20 protein-coding genes are annotated in these 17,443 nt (G+C 65.0%); 10 read left to right on the top strand and 10 right to left on the bottom strand.

Translation table 11 applies throughout. The features are described 5' to 3' along the window. Window positions 1–801 (bottom strand): D-alanyl-D-alanine carboxypeptidase family protein (locus A5906_RS44755; protein WP_245326808.1); only part of this gene is annotated, 801 nt, incomplete at its 3' end. Between the two features lie 389 nt (window positions 802–1,190). On the opposite strand from A5906_RS44755, the gene A5906_RS20205 reads away from it, so the two are divergent. From A5906_RS20205 to clpA, 4 genes are all read left to right on the top strand, one after another. Then, the gene (locus tag A5906_RS20205) at window positions 1,191–1,529 is read left to right on the top strand and encodes a phasin family protein (RefSeq protein ID WP_018647402.1); all 339 of its coding nucleotides are present in this window, start codon (window positions 1,191–1,193) and stop codon (window positions 1,527–1,529) included. A 149-nt stretch (window positions 1,530–1,678) separates the two neighbouring features. Continuing rightward, a complete protein-coding gene (locus A5906_RS20200) occupies window positions 1,679–1,858 on the top strand; it encodes a hypothetical protein (protein WP_080137095.1) in 180 nt (59 codons plus the stop codon). Window positions 1,859–2,258: 400 nt separating this feature from the next. Then, window positions 2,259–2,591 (top strand): ATP-dependent Clp protease adapter ClpS, encoded by a 333-nt coding sequence (clpS, locus tag A5906_RS20195; protein WP_015685564.1) that lies wholly within the window; start codon window positions 2,259–2,261, stop codon window positions 2,589–2,591. A 284-nt stretch (window positions 2,592–2,875) separates the two neighbouring features. Next, window positions 2,876–5,287 carry an ATP-dependent Clp protease ATP-binding subunit ClpA gene (clpA, locus tag A5906_RS20190; protein ID WP_080137094.1) on the top strand — a complete coding sequence of 804 codons (2,412 nt, stop codon included), beginning with the start codon at window positions 2,876–2,878 and terminating at the stop codon, window positions 5,285–5,287. A 98-nt stretch (window positions 5,288–5,385) separates the two neighbouring features. Here clpA and A5906_RS20185 read toward each other — a convergent pair whose 3' ends face one another. The 5 genes from A5906_RS20185 to A5906_RS20170 all read right to left on the bottom strand — a co-directional run bounded on the left by A5906_RS20185 (window position 5,386) and on the right by A5906_RS20170 (window position 9,579). Further along, complete coding sequence (locus A5906_RS20185; protein WP_080137093.1) at window positions 5,386–6,807, bottom strand: MFS transporter; 1,422 nt, start codon at window positions 6,805–6,807, stop codon at window positions 5,386–5,388. 130 nt (window positions 6,808–6,937) lie between these two features. After that, window positions 6,938–7,099 carry a hypothetical protein gene (locus A5906_RS43095; RefSeq protein WP_167523495.1) on the bottom strand — a complete coding sequence of 54 codons (162 nt, stop codon included), beginning with the start codon at window positions 7,097–7,099 and terminating at the stop codon, window positions 6,938–6,940. Between the two features lie 67 nt (window positions 7,100–7,166). Then, window positions 7,167–8,192: an aldo/keto reductase gene (locus A5906_RS20180; RefSeq protein ID WP_080137307.1), complete on the bottom strand. Its 1,026-nt coding sequence runs from the start codon at window positions 8,190–8,192 to the stop codon at window positions 7,167–7,169. A gap of 116 nt (window positions 8,193–8,308) precedes the next feature. After that, window positions 8,309–8,494: a hypothetical protein gene (locus tag A5906_RS20175; RefSeq protein WP_245326833.1), complete on the bottom strand. Its 186-nt coding sequence runs from the start codon at window positions 8,492–8,494 to the stop codon at window positions 8,309–8,311. Window positions 8,495–8,622: 128 nt separating this feature from the next. Further along, window positions 8,623–9,579 (bottom strand): AraC-like ligand-binding domain-containing protein, encoded by a 957-nt coding sequence (locus tag A5906_RS20170; RefSeq protein ID WP_080137091.1) that lies wholly within the window; start codon window positions 9,577–9,579, stop codon window positions 8,623–8,625. Between the two features lie 198 nt (window positions 9,580–9,777). On the opposite strand from A5906_RS20170, the gene A5906_RS20165 reads away from it, so the two are divergent. Next, complete coding sequence (locus tag A5906_RS20165; protein WP_080137090.1) at window positions 9,778–10,794, top strand: carbon-nitrogen hydrolase family protein; 1,017 nt, start codon at window positions 9,778–9,780, stop codon at window positions 10,792–10,794. A 28-nt stretch (window positions 10,795–10,822) separates the two neighbouring features. Continuing rightward, window positions 10,823–11,863: a phenylacetaldoxime dehydratase family protein gene (locus A5906_RS20160; RefSeq protein WP_080137089.1), complete on the top strand. Its 1,041-nt coding sequence runs from the start codon at window positions 10,823–10,825 to the stop codon at window positions 11,861–11,863. Here the strand turns inward: A5906_RS20160 and A5906_RS20155 are convergent. Both A5906_RS20155 and A5906_RS20150 read right to left on the bottom strand, forming a co-directional pair. Continuing rightward, window positions 11,860–12,498, bottom strand: coding sequence for an HAD family hydrolase (locus A5906_RS20155; RefSeq protein WP_080137088.1), 639 nt, complete (start codon window positions 12,496–12,498; stop codon window positions 11,860–11,862). The two genes, A5906_RS20160 and A5906_RS20155, sit on opposite strands and share 4 nt — an antisense overlap. Window positions 12,499–12,570: 72 nt before the next feature. Next, entirely contained in the window at window positions 12,571–13,587 is a 1,017-nt protein-coding gene (locus A5906_RS20150) for a TRAP transporter substrate-binding protein (protein WP_080137087.1), read from the bottom strand. A gap of 39 nt (window positions 13,588–13,626) precedes the next feature. Between A5906_RS20150 and A5906_RS20145 the strand changes: the two genes are divergently transcribed. The 4 genes from A5906_RS20145 to tsaA all read left to right on the top strand — a co-directional run bounded on the left by A5906_RS20145 (window position 13,627) and on the right by tsaA (window position 16,468). Continuing rightward, window positions 13,627–14,649, top strand: coding sequence for a lytic transglycosylase domain-containing protein (locus tag A5906_RS20145; RefSeq protein WP_245326807.1), 1,023 nt, complete (start codon window positions 13,627–13,629; stop codon window positions 14,647–14,649). Window positions 14,650–14,856: 207 nt separating this feature from the next. Then, a complete protein-coding gene (locus A5906_RS20140) occupies window positions 14,857–15,597 on the top strand; it encodes an AzlC family ABC transporter permease (protein WP_080137086.1) in 741 nt (246 codons plus the stop codon). Continuing rightward, a complete protein-coding gene (locus tag A5906_RS20135; protein ID WP_080137085.1) occupies window positions 15,594–15,944 on the top strand; it encodes an AzlD domain-containing protein in 351 nt (116 codons plus the stop codon). The genes A5906_RS20140 and A5906_RS20135 overlap by 4 nt, the downstream gene beginning before the upstream one ends. A gap of 32 nt (window positions 15,945–15,976) precedes the next feature. Further along, window positions 15,977–16,468: a tRNA (N6-threonylcarbamoyladenosine(37)-N6)-methyltransferase TrmO gene (tsaA, locus tag A5906_RS20130; protein WP_080137084.1), complete on the top strand. Its 492-nt coding sequence runs from the start codon at window positions 15,977–15,979 to the stop codon at window positions 16,466–16,468. 117 nt (window positions 16,469–16,585) lie between these two features. Here the strand turns inward: tsaA and A5906_RS20125 are convergent, their stop codons facing one another. Then, the gene (locus A5906_RS20125; RefSeq protein WP_080137083.1) at window positions 16,586–17,014 is read right to left on the bottom strand and encodes an HIT family protein; all 429 of its coding nucleotides are present in this window, start codon (window positions 17,012–17,014) and stop codon (window positions 16,586–16,588) included. A gap of 65 nt (window positions 17,015–17,079) precedes the next feature. Next, window positions 17,080–17,443: peptidogalycan biosysnthesis protein (locus A5906_RS44750; RefSeq protein WP_245326806.1), on the bottom strand; the 364-nt coding region annotated here is incomplete at its 5' end.

Raw genomic sequence — 17,443 nt, 5'->3', positions numbered from 1 at the left:
GCGGTTGCCGCGGCGCATCGAGGTGACGAGGTTGAAGCCGGAGGCGCGGGTGTAGCCGGTCTTGATGCCGTCCACGCCTTCCACGCTGCCGAGCAGGTGATTGTGGTTGCGGATCGACTGGCCGCGCCAGTTGAACGTCGAGGTGGCGAAATAGCGATAGTAGCGCGGGAAGCGCTCCTGGATGGCGCGGCCGAGGGTGGCCTGGTCGCGCGCGGTGGTGACCTGCTCGTCGTTGGGAAGGCCGTTGGCGTTGCGGTAGACCGTCTTCGACATGCCGAGCGAGCGCGCCTTGCGCGTCATCATCTGGGCGAAGTCGTCTTCATCTCCGGCGATCGCTTCGGCGATGACCACGGCGGCGTCGTTCGCGGAGCGGGTGACCAGGCCCTTGATCGCGTCCTCGACGCGGATGGTCTGGCCGGCGCGCAGGTTCAGCTTGGTTGGATCCTGATCGGCGGCGTGCTGGGACACCGGCATTTCGGTGTCGAGCTTCATCTTGCCGGACTCGAGACGCTCGAACAGCAGATAGAGCGTCATGATCTTGGTGAGCGAGGCGGGGTGGCGGATTCCGTCGGGGTTGTTCGATTGCAGCACCGCGCCGGAATTACCGTCGACGATGATGGACGCGAATTTCGGGCTGGAGCTTTCGGATACGTCGCGCTGCACCCGGTGGTGCGCGTAGTGGCGCCGGTGGCGCCGCGCTTCGGCAGCATCAGTGGTGAAGATGACTGCGGTGGTGACCGTAAGAAGCCCGAAAACGCCAACCCGCGCCAAGCGCGAGGAAGACAAGTTTTTACGAAGCATGGAACCCCGTCCCCGTTTCTGACTTGATCACCGGCCCGTGAGGCGAAATTGTGCCCTTAAGGCCCGGGATCATTACCTGCCCAGGCTGTCCCTCCGCCTGTGTTCGCTGCGGGGGACGTTTGGCCTGAGCCGCTGTTCTGGCTAAGGTGATGTTCTCAAACGGCTTTGGCCGATTGCGGAAGCTGAACACGTCCAGGGAATCAGGGTAGGGCGCCGCGGTTTCCAAAAGCTTAAGGAACCCTTGCGGGAAACTCCGGGAATCTCCACGATTTGCATCGAGTTTTTGTGCGTCGCACAAGATTCTTGACTTTATTGTGCGTTGCACTAATTATGGGCAGTAGTCAGGGAGCCGGGGCTTCCCGACGAGAGCCAGGGAAAAGGATTCCGAAATGTTCAAGGTTGAAGACTTTCAGAACTACGGGAAAGAGCACTTCGAGCAGTGCGTTGCCTCCGCGACCTCGGTGCAGCATGGCCTTCAGGCGATCGCCAGCGCCTATGGCGACTACACCAAGAAGTCGTTCGAAGACACCAAGTCCTTCGTCGAGAAGCTTTCCGGCGTGAAGTCGCTGGATAAGGCCATGGAAGCCCAGACCGACTTCGCCCGTTCCGCCTACGAGACCTTCGTCGCGGAATCGCAGAAGATCGCCGGCCTCTACAACGACCTCGCCAAGCAGGCGTTCAAGCCGGTCGAGACCATCGTCTCGAAGTTCACCCCGGCCGCCAACTAAGCCTTCCCCGATATCCTGAAAGCAAAAGCCCGGCTGAACAGCCGGGCTTTTCTTTGTCGCGGCGGGTTCGTCTCGGCGCACCACGCACAGCTCGGTCGATCGTCCTGAATGCGTCAACGATCCGGTTTGCCGATGTACTCAGAGCGGGCTTGGTGGTGCTGCTCGCGCGATATCGCAACACACAAGCGGCCGGCTCGCTGCCGGTGTTCACCTGCACGAACATCATGCTGCTCGCGAGGGGCGGCGTTTCGCACAGCGTCGTCCTTGCCCGATTTTGCGCCACGCGCTTCAGCCGGCAATTCGATCGCACCGTAGAAGTCCGGAGATGATCCCGCGCGAAACTGTCGCGGTTCAGCTGACCGGTCGGTTCCTGATCAACATGTTCTAACCGTGCGGCGCGGAAATTTTTGTCAAATCGGTCCGGATTGACTAACCTCGGTCAGGATCGCCCGGATCGGGAATCGGGACCGCCGCGGCCGCATCGGCCGGACCTTTGCACGCTTGCGGCGAGCCGGGGGTGGGCCCATATTGTTGACGACCGATACGGCTTGGACCGGACCGGTTGGAAGCGGCGATCCAACGAGGCGGTGCGCCTGTGTGAAGCTCCGGAGGCTGGGGCTCTGCGGCAGACCGTCATACGCTTCCGTGGGGAATTTGAACGCCTGAGCCATGCCGCAATTGTTGTCCAGACTCGACCTGTCCGCGGCCACCGCCGCCCTCGCTCCCCGAATGAGCAATGACGAGAACCGTTCCGGCGGTCCGACGGGGCCGAACACGTCTGTCATCACCAAGGTCAAGCCGAAGACCAAGCGACCGAACCTGTACCGCGTGCTGATCCTGAATGACGACTACACGCCGATGGAATTCGTCGTCCACGTGCTGGAGAAGTTCTTCCAGAAGGACGTCGAGGCGGCGACCAAGATCATGCTGCATGTTCACCATCACGGTATCGGGGAGTGTGGCGTGTTCACCTACGAGATCGCCGAGACCAAGGTGACGCAGGTGATGGACTTCGCCCGCAAGCACCAGCATCCGCTGCAATGCGTGATGGAAAAGAAGTAATCGCGCGTTCGAGTTTCTTTAGAGTGGTTCTGTTCGTGTGGTGTGTGACGGCGGCACATCTTGCTGCCTGATCCGGCGAACATCGGCGCCGGCGTCCATTCCGCCCAGACGGGTCGTTCTGCCCAAATCGGAACGGGTTTTGCATTGAAACTAGCCCAGGTGGCTAGCTGCCGAGTCGCGGAACCGGTCTTTCGCCGCGATCTTGTATAACTATATGTGACAAAGGTTGTTGTTGCCTGACCGGGCGATCACGACCATGATGGTGGGGGCCATAGAGGACGCGAATGCCGACTTTTTCCCAAAGCCTTGAACAATCCCTGCATCGTGCGCTGGCGATCGCAAATGAGCGTCATCACCAATACGCGACGCTCGAGCATCTCCTGCTCTCCCTGATCGATGACTCCGATGCAGCCGCCGTCATGCGCGCCTGTAGCGTCGACCTCGACAAGCTCCGCACGAGCCTCGTCAATTATCTTGAGACCGAATTCGAGAATCTGGTGACGGATGGCGCCGACGATGCCAAGCCGACCGCCGGTTTCCAGCGCGTGATCCAGCGCGCAGTGATCCATGTGCAGTCGTCAGGTCGCGAAGAGGTGACCGGCGCCAACGTGTTGATCGCGATCTTCGCCGAACGCGAGAGTCATGCCGCGTACTTCCTGCAAGAGCAGGATATGACGCGCTATGACGCCGTCAACTACATCAGCCATGGCATCGCCAAGCGGCCGGGCGTCTCCGAGGCGCGGCCCGTGCGCGGCGTCGACGAGGAGACCGAGACCAAGGGCAGCGAGGACGCCAAGAAGAAGGGCGAGGCGCTCGAGACCTATTGCGTCAACCTCAACAAGAAGGCGCGCGACGGCAAGATCGACCCGGTGATCGGACGCAATTCCGAGATCAACCGCGCGATCCAGGTGCTGTGCCGCCGGCAGAAGAACAACCCGCTGTTCGTCGGTGAAGCCGGCGTCGGCAAGACCGCGATCGCGGAGGGCCTCGCCAAGCGCATCGTCGACAGCGAGGTGCCGGAGGTGCTGGCGGCTGCGACCGTGTTCTCGCTGGACATGGGCACGCTGCTCGCGGGTACGCGCTATCGCGGTGACTTCGAAGAGCGCCTGAAGCAGGTGCTGAAGGAGCTCGAGGCGCATCCCAACGCGATCCTGTTCATCGACGAGATCCACACCGTGATCGGTGCGGGCGCGACGTCGGGCGGGGCCATGGATGCCTCGAACCTGCTCAAGCCGGCGCTTGCCTCGGGCACGATCCGCTGCATGGGCTCGACCACCTACAAGGAATACCGCCAGCACTTCGAGAAGGACCGCGCGCTGGTACGGCGCTTCCAGAAGATCGACATCAACGAGCCGACCGTCGAGGACGCCATCGCGATCCTCAAGGGCCTCAAGCCGTATTTCGAGGACTACCACCGGCTGAAGTACACCAATGAGGCGATCGAGGCTGCGGTGCAGCTCTCCTCGCGCTACATCCACGACCGCAAGCTGCCCGACAAGGCGATCGACGTGATCGACGAGTCCGGTGCGGCGCAGATGCTGGTCGCCGAGAACAAGCGCAAGAAGACCATCGGCATCAAGGAGATCGAGACCACGATCGCCTCCATGGCGCGGATCCCGCCGAAGAGCGTGTCGAAGGACGATGCCGAGGTGCTCAAGCATCTCGAGCAGACCCTGAAGCGCACCGTGTTCGGCCAGGACAAGGCGATCGAGTCGCTGGCAGCTTCGATCAAGCTGGCGCGAGCCGGCCTGCGCGAGCCGGAGAAGCCGATCGGCTGCTACCTGTTCTCGGGCCCCACCGGCGTCGGCAAGACCGAGGTCGCGAAGCAACTGGCGGCGACGCTCGGCGTCGAGCTGCTGCGCTTCGACATGTCCGAGTACATGGAGCGGCACACCGTGTCGCGCCTGATCGGCGCGCCTCCCGGCTATGTCGGCTTCGACCAGGGCGGCCTGCTGACCGACGGCGTCGACCAGCATCCGCATTGCGTGGTGCTGCTCGACGAAATCGAGAAGGCGCATCCCGACCTCTACAACGTGCTGCTCCAGATCATGGATCACGGCCGGCTCACCGATCACAACGGCAAGCAGGTCAATTTCCGCAACGTGATCCTGATCATGACCACGAACGCGGGCGCGGCGGATCTCGCCAAGCAGGCGTTCGGTTTCACCCGCTCGAAGCGGGAAGGCGACGACCACGAGGCGATCAACCGGCAGTTCGCGCCGGAATTCCGCAACCGTCTCGATGCCATCGTCTCGTTCGGCCATCTCAGCGTCGAGGTGATCGGCACCGTGGTCGAGAAGTTCGTGCTTCAGCTCGAGGCGCAGCTCGGCGATCGCGACGTCACCATCGAGCTGTCCGAGCCCGCCAAGGCCTGGCTGGTCCAGCACGGCTATGACGAGCAGATGGGCGCACGTCCGATGGCCCGCGTGATCCAGGAGCACATCAAGAAGCCGCTGGCCGACGAGGTGCTGTTCGGCAAGCTGAAGGGCGGCGGCCACGTCCGCGTCGTTCTCGTCAAGGACGAGGCCGACGAGACCAAGGACAAGATCGGTTTCGAGTTCGTCGAGGGCCCGGTCACGCCGAAGCAGGAGAAGCTGCCCGGCACCCGCAAGCGTCCGCCGGGCAAGCCCAACAAGCCGGGCGGCCCCGGCGGCTCGAAGGGGCCGACCTCCAAGGGCCCGCTGGTCAAGGCTTGATCGGCATGTGATGAAATCGAAAAGGCCGGCTGCAAAGCCGGCCTTTTTGTTTTACGTCCCGGCCTCTGCGCCGGCGGGAGCCCGCGTGTGGCTTCCCCTTATTCGCCCCGCAGGCGTTGATCGTCCTGCACGCGGACGTGCTCGGCGCCGCGCGCGCCGGTGGGCGACAGTCGCAACATGCTCAGCACCGCGCCGCAGAGCGCAAAGCCTACGCCAGCGAGGAGCGCCAATCGGGTTCCGTCGGTCGGATAGCGGCCGAGGAAGAGAGCGACCAGCGCCGCGCCGGTGGTCTGGCCGAGCAGGCGCGCTGTGCCCAGCATGCCGCTGGCGCCGCCGGCGCGCTCGCGCGGGGCGGCGGCGATCATGGTGCGGTTATTTGGCGTCTGGAACAGGCCGAAGCCGGCGCCCGCCAGCGCCATCCGCCAGATCACGTCGAGCGGCGTTGGCGTCGCAGGCAGCAGCGCAAGCGCGGCGAGCCCGCAGGCGAACAGCGTGAGTCCGATGCCGCCGAGCAGGCCGGCCGGATAATCCTCGACCAGTCGGCCCGCGAGGGGCGCTGCGAACGCGACCGCGATCGGCCATGGCGTGATCAGGAGGCCCATATGCACGGCGGAATAGCCGAAGCGGCTCTGGAGGTAGAAGGGGATCGCGACGAAGGCCAGCATCTGGCCGCAGAACGAGGCGATCGAGGTCGCGATCGACAGCGCGAACACCGGGATGCGCAACAGGTCGATCGGCAGCAACGGCGAGGTCATATGGGTTTCGCGATAGACCAGCAGCGCGCCGGCGACCAGCGCGACCGCGAACTGGACGAGGCAGGTGAGCGCTGCCTCGCCATGGCCGACGCTGTCGATCGCAGCGATTCCGACGCCGAAGGTGATCGCTGACAGGCCTGCGCTCTGCCAGTCGAAGGAACGGCCCGCGGGCTTCGTGTGAGGCAGGCTGCGCAGGCCGAGCACGAGCGTCACCGCGCCGAGCGGCACGTTGATGGCGAATAGCCACGGCCAGCTCCCGACCGCGAGGATGCCTGCGGCGAGCGTCGGGCCAACCGCGGCCGAGAACGCGACGACCAGCGCGTTGAGCCCGATGCCGCGGCCGAGCAGGTGGCGCGGATAGGTGAAGCGAACGAGCGCCGCATTGACGCTCATGATGCCCGCCGCGCCAAAGCCCTGAATGATGCGCGCGACCGTCAGCAGCGGCAGCGTATGCGCCAGCGCGCACAAGCCCGATGCGAGCGTGAACAGCGCCAGCCCGATCAGATAGACGCGGCGATAGCCGACGATCTCGCCGAGCGAGGCCAGCGGCAGCAGCGAGATCGTGATGGCGAGCTGGTAGCCGTTGACGATCCAGATCGAGAAGGCCGGGCTCGCGTCGAGGTCGGCCGCGATCGTCGGCAGCGCGACATTGGCAATGGCGCTGTCGACCACCGCCATGATGATCCCGAGCGCAATGGTCAGAACCGCCTGGTTGCGCTGCGGCTGTGGCAGGCCGTCGGCATGCTCGATGGGGGCGGACGACATGGTGGAAGCGCGCTTGATTCGGGCCGTGGTTCAGCTCCGGATTAGGGAACGGCTGGATGCATCGCAACCCGGCAGACCACGGACAGTTCCAGTGCGAGCGTCAGCGCCCGAGCGGGGAGGCATCGTCACCTCACCAGCGCGTGGTCGCCTTTCCGTAGATGTAAAGCGCAATGAGGCCCAGCGTCACCGCCGTCGAAAAAACCAGGATACGGCGATCCCAATCGATCCTTTCTTGTCCCGCTCTTCGGAAGGAGAGAGCCGTGAACAGGGCCTTCATGGCAAATCGGCGCATCGGGGGCCTCGCGACGGCCGCAGGATGCCACGGCTGACGCAAGCGGGCTTGACGCAGCTCAAGTGTCCTACACCGCCGGCGGGTTGCGGTCGGTGAAAGTCGCGCGCTGGTGCCAGTAGGGATAGGGCAGCGTCACCTTGCTGGCGGCATCGAGCTTTGCGATCTGGTCCTTGGTCAGGGACCAGCCGACCGCGCCGAGATTTTCGCGCAGCTGCGCCTCGTTGCGCGCGCCGATGATCAGCGTCGAGACCGTCGGACGCTGCAGCAGCCAGTTCAGCGCGATCTGCGAGACGCTCTTGCCGGTCTCCTTCGCGACCTCGTCGATCGCGTCGACCACACGGTAGACGTGCTCGTCCGGCACGGGCGGGCCGAAGTCGGCAGTCTTGGGCAGACGGCTGATTTCCGGCCTGGCCTGGCCGCGCCGGATTTTTCCCGTGAGGCGTCCCCAGCCGAGCGGCGACCAGACCACGGCGCCGAGGCCCTGGTCGAGGCCGAGCGGCATCAACTCCCATTCGTAGTCGCGCCCGATCAGCGAATAGTAGGTTTGGTTGGCGACGTAGCGCGGGAAGCCGTGCTTGTCCGCAACACCGAGTGACTTCATCAGGTGCCAGCCCGAGAAATTGGAGACGCCGACATAGCGGATCTTGCCGGCGCGCACGAGCACATCGAGCGTTGAGAGCACCTCTTCGGGTGGGGTGAAGGCGTCGAAGCCATGGAGCTGGAACAGATCGATGTAATCGGTGCCAAGCCGGCTCAGCGAACCGTCGATGGCTGCGAGCAGGTGCTGCCGTGAAGAGCCGATGTCGTTCGGACCATCGCCGAAGCGGAAGGTGGCCTTGGTCGAGACCAGCACCTTGTCGCGGCGGCCCCTGATGGCCTCACCCAGAACGCGCTCGGACTCGCCGAGCGAATAGACGTCGGCGGTGTCGAACATCGACACGCCGGCTTCGAGGCAGATATCGAGAAGGCGGCGCGCTTCGGTCGCGTCCGTCGTGCCCCATGCGGCGAGGCGGCCGACGCCGCCGAACGTGCCGGTCCCAAGGCTCAAAGCGGGCACCATGAGGCCGGAACGGCCCAAGCGTCGGTATTCCATCGACATGCTCCTCGGCTGGCCGCTGATTGACCGGTGCGGCCTTGCTGCCGAAGTTAGCGCAAGCAGGCTCCTTGTCCTATCACGCGCTCACATACCGGCCTTGCTTCGGGAACGCCCTAGTCGTGGCGAAGCATGTCGTCGAGCGCGGCGTCGACGAAATTCGCCGGAGGTCTTGCTGCGCCTATTGCAGCGGGCGAGGAAACGCAGGCGAGATCACTGTTGCGTGCCTGCTGCGGCAGCAGAGTCAAACTCCACCCCACCACGACCAGCACCGCGAGCCGGATCGCGATCATGCTCAGCAACGGCTCCGATCCGGCGATCGTCGTGTGAGTCCTCATGCGTGCCAGCCTGAGGCACGCGGCATGACAAGACAATCTGGAATTGGCGAGCTTTGCCTTCGCTGAGGACGAAGGCTCGCAAAGATGGCTGCTCAGTGCCGCAATTGGCTTTGCCGGAAATCGCGCGGCGACATCCCGAAATGCTCGCGGAAGACGCGGCCGAAATGCGAGAGGTCGTTGAAGCCCCAGGCAAAGGCAATTTCGCTGATGTGGCGGCGAGCAAGAACGGGCGAGGCGAGGTCGCGCCGGCATTGGGCGAGACGTTCGCCAAGGACGTAGCGCTGGAACGAGGTGTCCTCGTCGGCGAGCAGATCATTCACGTAGCGCGGCGAGATGGCGAGCGCGGCCGAGGTCTCCGCCAGCGAGAGCTCGGGATCGGCGAGATGCGCGCGGATGTGTACCTTCAGCCGGTAGAGCAGGGCGGAGCGGTGGGTCGAGGACGGCAGCGAGGTCGTGCCCAGCCGCTCGCTCAGTGCCATCGCCAGCAGATCGATGGCCTGCTCCGACAGGGCGGCGGCGTTGTTCGGCGCGAGCCGGTCCGCGGTCTGGCAGAGCCTGAAGATGAAGTCGTAGGCGAGCCGCTCCAGCGGCGCGTCGGCGCCGAACGAGATCGCGGTCAGCGTCTCGGTGCCGCGGAGCCGCCGCTGCAGCATCTCGCGCGGCACCTTGAAAATCGTTTGCGTGAAACTGTCGTTGAACTTCAGCTCATAGGGGCGCGTGGTGTCGTAGAGCGCGAACTCGCCGGGATGGATCACGGTCTCGCGGCCGTCCTGCACCACGCCGCCGTCGCCGCGATTGCCGAGCGCAATGAGGACAAAATCCTGATCGGAGCGCGCGATGCGCGAGGGCGTGCGGAACACGTGCTGGCGATCCGAGCAGACGTCGGAGCAGGCGGCCTTGCCGAGCGTGGCCTGCGTCACCGAGCCGTGAAAGGCATTGCCGAGATCGGACTTGCAGTCGAGCCCGACGAAGACGTCACAGACGATGTCCTGCCAGAGAGCAAGCCGCCGGTAGCCCGGGCTGCCGTCTGTCGTGAACTGGATTGTCATTGGGACAGCCTCCCTTTCACATCCCGCAAAACCGCATCTTGGCGCAGATTCAGCCTGACCGCAGGCAAGTTCCGTACCGGCGCTTCTCTCCCCCAAGTCGAGTTTTTGTGCCGCCGTGGTCGAGCGCCCGGCTGCCCGGCTTGGCCAAATAGACTGCATCGGACGTGGCTTCCGATCAACCGGCAATGGAGGGCGGCAATGGGCATCGAACATCCCAAATACAAGGTGGCGGTGGTGCAGGCGGCGCCCGCCTGGCTCGATCTCGACGCCTCGGTCGACAAATCCATCGCGCTGATCACGGAGGCGGCCGAGAAGGGCGCCAAGCTGATCGCCTTCCCGGAGGCCTTCATCCCCGGCTACCCCTGGTACATCTGGATGGACTCGCCGGCTTGGGCGATCGGCCGCGGCTTCGTGCAGCGCTATTTCGACAATTCGCTGTCCTACGACAGTCCGCAGGCCGAGCGTTTGCGCGATGCCGTGCGCAAGGCGAAGCTGACCGCCGTGATCGGCCTGTCCGAGCGCGACGGCGGCAGCCTCTATCTGGCGCAATGGCTGATCGGCCCCGACGGCGAGACCATCGCCAAGCGTCGCAAGCTGCGTCCGACCCATGCCGAGCGCACCGTCTATGGCGAGGGCGACGGCAGCGACCTCGCCGTGCACGCGCGATCCGACATCGGCCGCTTAGGCGCGCTGTGCTGCTGGGAGCATCTGCAGCCGCTGTCGAAATACGCGATGTACGCCCAGAACGAGCAGGTCCATGTCGCGGCTTGGCCGAGCTTCTCGCTCTACGATCCCTTCGCGCCGGCGTTAGGTGCCGAGGTCAACAACGCTGCCTCGCGCGTTTATGCGGTCGAGGGCTCATGCTTCGTGCTCGCGCCTTGCGCGACGGTGTCGCAGGCAATGATCGACGAGCTCTGCGATCGGCCGGACAAGCACGCACTGCTGCATGCCGGCGGCGGCTTTGCCGCGATCTACGGCCCCGACGGCAGCCAGATTGGCGACAAGCTGGCACCTGACCAGGAGGGACTGCTGATTGCCGAGATCGACCTCGGCGCCATCGGCGTCGCCAAGAACGCCGCCGATCCCGCCGGGCATTATTCGCGGCCCGACGTGACGCGGCTGCTGCTCAACAGGAAGCCTTACAAGCGCGTCGAGCAGTTCGCGCTGCCGGTAGACATTGTCGAGCCCGTGGACATCAACGCCGCAGCGAGTTGATCGCCGGGATCGAGGGGAGGACATGAGCATGGAATCCGCAATTCCTCTGCATCTCGAAACGACGCGCATGCGCCACAAGCGCGTGCCTGATGATTACCAGCCGCCATATCCGTCCTTCGTGGCGCGCTACAAGCCGGCCGTGAGCCGGGTCGTGATGGCCTATTTCGGCGTGCAGTATCGCGGTGCGGCGCCGTCGAGCGCGCTGGAGGCGCTCGAGGACATCGCAGGGATGTTCGCCAGCGAAGGTGGTCCATCCCATTGGGACCGTGCGCGCTATGTCGACCAAGCCGGCTACGACACCACCGTCACGGTCGCCTATTGGGACGACGTCGCTCGCTTCGATGCCTGGTTCGCCCCGACACGTGAGGCGTGGACCGGAAGATCGCGAGACGGCGTCGGCACCTTCATCGAGGTGCTGCGTCCGACCGTGGCTCGTCATGAGACGTTGTTCTCCTCGCCCGACAGGCCCGAGGGTGTCGCCGTCGTTGCGGAGGGCATGAGCGGCGAGGTGCAGGAGCATGCCTATTGGGGCGGCATGCGCGACCGCATTCCACTATCGCAAACCGATGCGATGGCGCCGGGCGGCGCGCCCGAATTGATCCGCGACGGTGCACGGCTGCGCGTGAAAGCGCACGACAATCTCTGCCTGATCCGCTCCGGACAGGACTGGAGCGACACCGAAGCATCCGAGCGAAAGCTCTATCTCGACAACGTCGAGCCGGTGCTGCGCGAGGGCATGGATTTCCTGCGCGACGACGGCCTCGCCATCGGCTGCTACACCAATCGCTACATGAAGGTGCTCGCGGCCGACGGCAGCGTCAGCGAAAAGTCCTACGGCCAGAGCTGGTGGAAGAGCCTCGCCGCACTGGAGCGCTGGGCGGAGTCGCATCCGACCCATGTCAGGATCTTCGGCGCGGCGATGAAATATCTCTCGGCGCTCGGGCCATCAGCCAAGTTGCGGCTTTATCACGAGGTGACGGTGGCAGCTGCGGACGAGCAGCTCTTCGAATATCTGAACTGTCACCCGAAGACCGGCATGCTGGCGGCGGTGGTGACTGTTACCGCTTAGGCCCCACAATGGCCGAGCAGTTCGGGATGCGCAGCGCAGATGTGGTGCGCACCGGCGTCCCGCAGCTCGGCTTCGCTGCCATAGCCGTAGAGCACGCCGATCGCGGTCATACCGTTGGTGCGGGCGCCGACGACGTCATGGCTGCGGTCGCCGATCATGATCGCGCTGGCAGGGTCGACCTTGGCCTCGCCGAGCGCGTAGCGTAGCAGGTCGCGCTTGTCGACGCGGGTGCCGTCGAGCTCGGAGCCGAACACGCGCTCGAAATACGGCTTCAGGCCGAAATGATCGACAATGCGGCTGGCGTAGACCGCGGGCTTGCTGGTCGCCACGAACATGCGCGGCGTCGTCGCGGCGAGCGTTGTCAGCGTGTCCACGATGCCGGCATAGGCCTCGTTCTCGAACAGGCCGATCTCGGAAAAGCGTTCGCGATAGAGCAGCAGCGCGCGGTCGGCGAGCTCGTCGCTTCCCGTGAGCTTTTTCAGGCTGGCAAGCAGCGGCGGCCCGATGCACCAGGTCAGCTCGTCCTCGCCGGGCACCGTCAAGCTCAGCCGCTCCAGCGCGTACTGGATCGAGCGGGTGATCCCGGGCTTCGGGTCGGTCAGCGTGCCGTCGAGGTCAAAATAGATCGTGGCCATCAGGGCGGAACCCGCGTTGAGACTGCCGCCCGTTGCTAGTCGGATCGGGCGTCAAGTCAAGGTCCGCCCGCGTCATTGCTGCCGGGTCCATGCCACGATCGCTGCGGCATCCGGGCCGGCTTGGGCCTCCCAGGCGGAGATCGTGCTGGTCGCGGCGTTGCGGAGCGCTCCGATGAGAGATTGCGGCGCGGGCTCGACGATGCTCACACCGTTCTCGCGCATGCGTGTGTAATTTTCGGCGGTGCGATGGGCGAGCAGCGCGAACTGGCTCTGCTCGGTCTCGGCCGCAGCCGCCATCACCTCGCGCTGCATCGGCTCGGACAGCGCGGCAAAGTCCTCGTTGCGGACGAAGGCGATCGAGATCGGCATCGCATAATTGATTGCGGTGAAATGCGGCAAGAAGTCCCAGAGCTTGCGACCCGCACCGCCATCGCCGGAGGTGAGGAATGCGTTCAGCTGGTGCTCCTTCAGTCCGGCAAGCGCCTTGTCCATCGGCAGGAACTGCGCATTGGCGCCGGCGGCGCGCATCACCGCGCTGGAATTGGCGTCGTAGGCGCGCAAATTCAACTTCGGCAGATCGTCGGCGCCGGCGAGCGCATGATCGGACCAGAGGCCGGTCGCCGGCCAGATCGTTACATAGAGCAGCTTCAGGCCGCGCGCGGCGAAGGCTTTCTCGTAGAGCGGGCGGGCCCGCGCATTGGTGGCGCGCGCGATATCGACCGATTGCACCAGGAAGGGCAGGGTGGAGAGGCCGAGCACCGGATCGAGACCGGACAGCGCGCCGGCAAAGGCATCGCCGCCGGCGATGCGGCCGTCCAGTGCCGCCCGCGGCATATCGCCCGAATTGATCTTGAGCTCGTTGTCGAAGGCGCTCGTCACGGTCACGAAACCGTTTGTGCGCGCGGCCAGGCGATCGGCGAAAGTGGTGAGGCCAATGCCGGAAATGTTGTTTTGCGGGTATTCCGTGGTCATCCGCCAGTTGACCTGCGCCAGGGCCGGCGCGGCGGACAGGACGAGGGCGGCAAGGGCGAGGATCGCGCGGATCCGTCTGGTGGGGGAACGCATTGGGAGAAGCAGGTCAGGCAGCATATATTGGCAACTCGTCGAACCATGGCACGATGCCACAACATGGCGGATCATCTTGTCGCATGCCGCGCCGGCGCACGCCACAGCGTTGCTTGGGCAGTGTTGGCGCGAATTGCATCAATCCTCGTTGTCGCGCTTCTCGTCTCGACGTTGCGGGCTGGGGCGTGGGACAGCTCGCCGGCGAAAACCAATGTCGCGGTCCCCAGCGTCGAGGAGCTCGCGATGCCGCCGCCGAAGCCGGCGGACGCGCGCGAGAGCGACACGCGCGAATCGATCTGCCTGATCGTGGAGGCTGCCGCGCGCGATGCCAACCTGCCGCTGGAATTCTTCGCCCGCGTGATCTGGCAGGAAAGCCGCTTCCAGGCCGATGCGGTGGGGCCCATGACGCGCAGCGGCGAGCATGCGCAGGGCATTGCGCAGTTCATGCCGGGGACTGCGAGCGAGCGCGGGCTGCTCAATCCCTTCAATCCGGTCCAGGCGCTGCCGAAGTCGGCCGAATTCCTCAACGAGCTACGCAACCAGTTTGGCAATCTCGGCCTTGCCGCAGCCGCCTACAATGCCGGGCCCCGCCGCGTGCAGGAATGGCTCGCCGGCACCGGCCCGATGCCGGAGCAGACCCGCAACTACGTCTATGCCATCACGGGCACGAGCGTTGACGCATGGGCCAAGGCGGGCAGCACCGGCAAGGGGCCGCCCAGCTCGCCGCCGACGAGCTGCCGCGACCTGATGGCGCTGTTGAAGCGCGCGCCAAATCCGTTCGTCGCCGAGCTCGAGCAGCATGTGGAGCTTGCCGCCGCAAAGATCTGGGGCGTGCAGCTCGCCGCCGGCTTCGACCGCAACAAGGCGCTGGCGATGTACTCCCGCGCCGTGACGCGCCTGAGCGCGGTGATCGGTGAGCGCGACCCGAGCCTGCTGAGTTCGGTGATGCGCAGCCGCGGTTCGCACACGTTCTACCAGGTGCGCATTGGCGCCGACACGCGCGCCGAGGCGGATGATCTGTGCAACCGCATCCGCAAGGCGGGCGGTGCCTGCTTCGTGCTGAAGAATCGGGGTGTGGCGGGGTAGGGCGCATTCCTCCCTGCTCGTCATTCCGGGGCGATGCGAAGCATCGAACCCGGAATCTCGGGAATCCGGGTTCGGCTCTTCGAGCCGCCCCGGAATGACAGACGGTGGGTGTCGCCTGCATGCCAGCCCCGCCGCACGCTTCCTTGACGCGGACGGCCGCATTGCCCGTTATGCAGCCACGATTCCGTAACCCCGACCAGCACTCCCGTGGCGCTCCCTCCGCTCGATTCCCCTCAATGGCAAAGTCCGTGGCGCGCCTTTGCGTGGGGGCTGCGCTCGATCACGCAGACGATCCTCACCATCGTGCTGTTCGTGACCTATCTTGGAATAGGCGCGCTCGCTCATGACACCCATTTCAGCCTGCTCTGGGCGCTCTGCTCGACGCTGTTCGTCTGGGCAGGTCCGGCGCAGATCATCCTGATCACCACGCTCGGCTCGGGCGCCACCATCATCCAGTCGGCGATCGCGGTCACCGTCAGCGCCATCCGGCTGTTTCCGATGGTGGTCTCGGTGCTGCCCTTGATGCGCACGCCGACGACGAAACGGCGCGAGCTGGTCTTCGCCGCGCACCTCACCGCCGTGACGCTGTGGGTCGAGTGTCATCGCTTCCTGCCGCAGGTGCCGCGCGAGCGGCGTATCGCCTTCGTGCATGGGCTCGGCTGCGGGCTGGTCTCGGTGTGCCTCACCGCCAACACTGTCGGTTATTTTCTCGCCGCCAACCTGACGCAGACGCTTGGCGCGGCGATCCTGCTGCTGACGCCGCTGTCGTTCCTGTTCTCGACCGCGCGTAACAGCCGCGAGGTCGCCGACGTCGTGGCGCTGACGCTCGGGATATTGCTTTACCCGCTCGCTGCGAAGATGAACTCGGGTCTCGACATCCTCGTGAGCGGCGTGGTGGCCGGCACCATCGCCTACGGCGTCCATTGGTGGCGCGAGGTGCACGCATGAGCTACGCGCAGCTTGTCGGCGACTGGCACGCACTGGCCGTCCTGTTCGTCGCCGGTGTCGTTCCCAACCAGATCTGGCGCATGCTGGGCCTGTGGTTCGGCGGCGGCCTCGATGAGGGCTCGGAGCTGCTGGTCTGGGTGAGGGCGGTCGCAACCGCGATCCTGGCGGGCGTCATCGCCCAGATCGTGGTCGAGCCACCCGGGGCGCTGGCCAGCGTGCCGGACGGCCTGCGCTATGGCGCGGTCGGCGCCGGCCTGATCGTTTTTCTGCTGACCCGCCGTTCGATCTTCGCGGGCGTGGTGACCGGCGAAGTCTTCATGCTGGCCGGCAAGTGGTGGTTGGGCTAAAACCGCCTCCGGCAAGCCAAGGAACAGGAACTATGGTTCGCGAAAACGAGCTCCGCGAGGGCGAGGTCGCCATCGAGCTGCCGTCCACGGAAGATGCTGGCCTCGTCTTCATCGGCCGTATCCGCACGCCCTGGACGTCCCGGCTGGAGACACCGCGGCAGGGGCGCCAGGATGGCCCAATCTGTCGCCTCGAGATCTTCGAGCCGTTCGTGCCGGCGATCAAGGGCGTCGATTTCTACAGCAATCTCGAGGTGCTCTACTGGCTCGACCGGTCGCGCCGCGACATCATCCTGCAGAGCCCGAAGAACAACGAGAAAACCCGGGGCACCTTTTCGCTGCGCTCACCGGTGCGGCCCAATCCGATCGGTACCTCGATCGTTAAGTTCGTCGGAATCGAGGGAAATGCCATTCTGGTGCGCGGCCTCGATTGCATCGACAACACGCCGCTGATCGACATCAAGCCCGACCGCTGCGAGTTCACCCCATTGGCAGCGCCCCAGCCGGGGGATTTCCAGACGGAGTGAGCGGACTCGACTGTCACCCCGTCATTGCGAGGAGCTCTTGCGACGAAGCAATCCAGATTGCTCCTGCGGAGGGCTTCTGGATTGCCTCGCGTCGCTCGCGATGAGGAGGGGGTAGACCTACCCCGCCTTCAATGCCGCGATCAGCTTGGTCGCGTTCTCTTCCAGCACCTTGACGTCTTCCTTGCGGCTTGCGGGCGGTAGCATGGCGACGCCGTCATGGCGCGGCATGACGTGCATGTGCAGGTGGAACACCACCTGTCCGCCGGCGGGCTCGTTGAACTGCTGGATGGTGATGCCGTCGGCGTTGAACGCCTTCATCGCGGCCGCCGCGATTCTGTGCGCGCCGCGGGCGACATGAGCGTAGTCGTCGGGCTGGACGTCGAGAATGTTTCGGGCAGGAGCCTTCGGGATCACCAGCGTGTGTCCCGGCACGCGCGGCATGATGTCGAGGAAGGCGAAAACATGCTCGTCCTCATAGACCTTGTTGCAGGGCAGCTCGCCGCGCAGGATCTTTGCGAAAATGTTGTTGGTGTCGTAGGCGGTCATGGCAGCGGCTCCCGGGAATTTCAGGCTTGAATTTTGCGCTTACTGTCACCAGCCACGGCAGGCCGTCAAGAAGCCTCGTCAATGCCTTTTCGGAACGGGCCGAGCTCGGCAAGCTCGCGGCCGGCCTCGGCGACATAGGCGCGCTCGCGCTTGAGGTAATCGTCGATGGCGCGGCGCAGCCCGGGATCGGCGATGAAGTGGGCGGAATGGGTCGTGCGCGGCAGGTAGCCGCGCGCGATCTTGTGCTCACCTTGCGCGCCGGCCTCGACGTGGGTGAGGCCATGTTTGATCGCGAAATCGATCGCCTGATAGTAGCAGACCTCGAAATGCAGGAAGGGATGATGCTCGACCGCGCCCCAGTTGCGGCCGAACAGCGTGTCCGAGCCGATGAAGTTGATCGCGCCCGCAATCCAGCGGTTGTTGCGGCGG

This window comes from Bradyrhizobium sacchari (assembly GCF_002068095.1).
Lineage (GTDB): Bacteria > Pseudomonadota > Alphaproteobacteria > Rhizobiales > Xanthobacteraceae > Bradyrhizobium > Bradyrhizobium sacchari.
Note: the sequence above shows the minus strand (reverse complement) of the source record. Positions and strands in the feature narration are given on the sequence as shown.

Coding starts and splice junctions, on each gene's coding strand:
- A5906_RS20185 (WP_080137093.1), bottom strand. CDS start 6,807: ATGTCGTCCGCCCCCATCGAGCATGCCGACGGCCTGCCACAGCCGCAG.
- A5906_RS20145 (WP_245326807.1), top strand. CDS start 13,627: ATGGCGGATCATCTTGTCGCATGCCGCGCCGGCGCACGCCACAGCGTT.
- A5906_RS20155 (WP_080137088.1), bottom strand. CDS start 12,498: ATGGCCACGATCTATTTTGACCTCGACGGCACGCTGACCGACCCGAAG.
- clpA (WP_080137094.1), top strand. CDS start 2,876: ATGCCGACTTTTTCCCAAAGCCTTGAACAATCCCTGCATCGTGCGCTG.
- A5906_RS20165 (WP_080137090.1), top strand. CDS start 9,778: ATGGGCATCGAACATCCCAAATACAAGGTGGCGGTGGTGCAGGCGGCG.
- clpS (WP_015685564.1), top strand. CDS start 2,259: ATGAGCAATGACGAGAACCGTTCCGGCGGTCCGACGGGGCCGAACACG.
- A5906_RS43095 (WP_167523495.1), bottom strand. CDS start 7,099: ATGCGCCGATTTGCCATGAAGGCCCTGTTCACGGCTCTCTCCTTCCGA.
- A5906_RS20150 (WP_080137087.1), bottom strand. CDS start 13,587: ATGCTGCCTGACCTGCTTCTCCCAATGCGTTCCCCCACCAGACGGATC.
- tsaA (WP_080137084.1), top strand. CDS start 15,977: ATGGTTCGCGAAAACGAGCTCCGCGAGGGCGAGGTCGCCATCGAGCTG.
- A5906_RS20160 (WP_080137089.1), top strand. CDS start 10,823: ATGGAATCCGCAATTCCTCTGCATCTCGAAACGACGCGCATGCGCCAC.
- A5906_RS20205 (WP_018647402.1), top strand. CDS start 1,191: ATGTTCAAGGTTGAAGACTTTCAGAACTACGGGAAAGAGCACTTCGAG.
- A5906_RS20135 (WP_080137085.1), top strand. CDS start 15,594: ATGAGCTACGCGCAGCTTGTCGGCGACTGGCACGCACTGGCCGTCCTG.
- A5906_RS20170 (WP_080137091.1), bottom strand. CDS start 9,579: ATGACAATCCAGTTCACGACAGACGGCAGCCCGGGCTACCGGCGGCTT.
- A5906_RS20125 (WP_080137083.1), bottom strand. CDS start 17,014: ATGACCGCCTACGACACCAACAACATTTTCGCAAAGATCCTGCGCGGC.
- A5906_RS20180 (WP_080137307.1), bottom strand. CDS start 8,192: ATGGAATACCGACGCTTGGGCCGTTCCGGCCTCATGGTGCCCGCTTTG.